This window comes from Bacillus cereus group sp. BfR-BA-01331 (genome assembly GCF_022663915.1).
In the GTDB taxonomy this organism is placed as follows: domain Bacteria; phylum Bacillota; class Bacilli; order Bacillales; family Bacillaceae_G; genus Bacillus_A; species Bacillus_A mycoides.
Genome location: NZ_JAKUGJ010000134.1, coordinates 1 through 747 on the forward strand (window position 1 = coordinate 1; position 747 = coordinate 747).

Here is a 747-nt window from a genome sequence, read left to right on the forward strand (position 1 = left end):
GCGCAAAAAACGGACAAGGTACAAAGTCTTCGGATTATGGATTCGCAAATTAAAATGATGCGTGAATTAAAACATGAGAACTACAACCGTCTGATTCAAGATAAACCAATGGAAATGAATAAATTTAACGTTGCGGTTATTGGTTGTATCGTTATTTATCCAATGGTCATTGTTATTCAATCCTTAACACAAGGATTTGCAAGTTTATAAAAAAGATATTACCCCAAATGGAATAGGAAAAGGAGCAAAATACATGTTAACAAAAATGAAGAATTGGTTAAAAAATGAAGACTCACAATTATCATCAGAAAACGGTATGTTAATCGCCTTGGCGGTCATTATCGTATTAGTCATTGGACCGTTTGTATGGAAAGCAATTCAAGGTGGATATGACACAATTCTAGCTCGATTCACAAAAGCATCAAGCAATGCAGATGTAGATTCTTGGAACAAGAAATAAAAGGTTAGTTTCATAATGTTTGTTAGAAATAGCTCAAATAAATAGATAAGGGAGATTCAATCATGTTAGCAAAAATGAAGAATTGGTTAAAAAACGAAGATTCACAGTTGTCGTCAGAAAACGGTATGCTAATCGCTTTAGCGGTAATTATTGTACTTGTTATTGGACCATTTGTATGGAAGGCAATCCAAGGTGGATATGACACAATTCTAGCTCGATTCACAAAAGCATCAAGCAATGCAAATGTGGATTCTTGGAACAAGTAATAAAATTTTAATTAGGTAAAT

Annotated in this window: 2 protein-coding genes and 1 pseudogene; all 3 read left to right on the top strand. The window is 33.3% G+C overall.

Going from position 1 to position 747, the window contains the following annotated elements:
- Positions 1 to 210 (top strand): annotated as a pseudogene (locus MR155_RS31245) (hypothetical protein); the annotation flags it as partial.
- Between the two features lie 43 nt (positions 211 to 253).
- Positions 254 to 460 (top strand): hypothetical protein, encoded by a 207-nt coding sequence (locus tag MR155_RS31250; RefSeq protein WP_002166806.1) that lies wholly within the window; start codon positions 254 to 256, stop codon positions 458 to 460.
- Positions 461 to 522: 62 nt separating this feature from the next.
- Entirely contained in the window at positions 523 to 726 is a 204-nt protein-coding gene (locus MR155_RS31255; protein WP_002166805.1) for a hypothetical protein, read from the top strand.
- Positions 727 to 747 lie beyond the last annotated feature (21 nt).

Coding starts and splice junctions, on each gene's coding strand:
- MR155_RS31255 (WP_002166805.1), top strand. CDS start 523: ATGTTAGCAAAAATGAAGAATTGGTTAAAAAACGAAGATTCACAGTTG.
- MR155_RS31250 (WP_002166806.1), top strand. CDS start 254: ATGTTAACAAAAATGAAGAATTGGTTAAAAAATGAAGACTCACAATTA.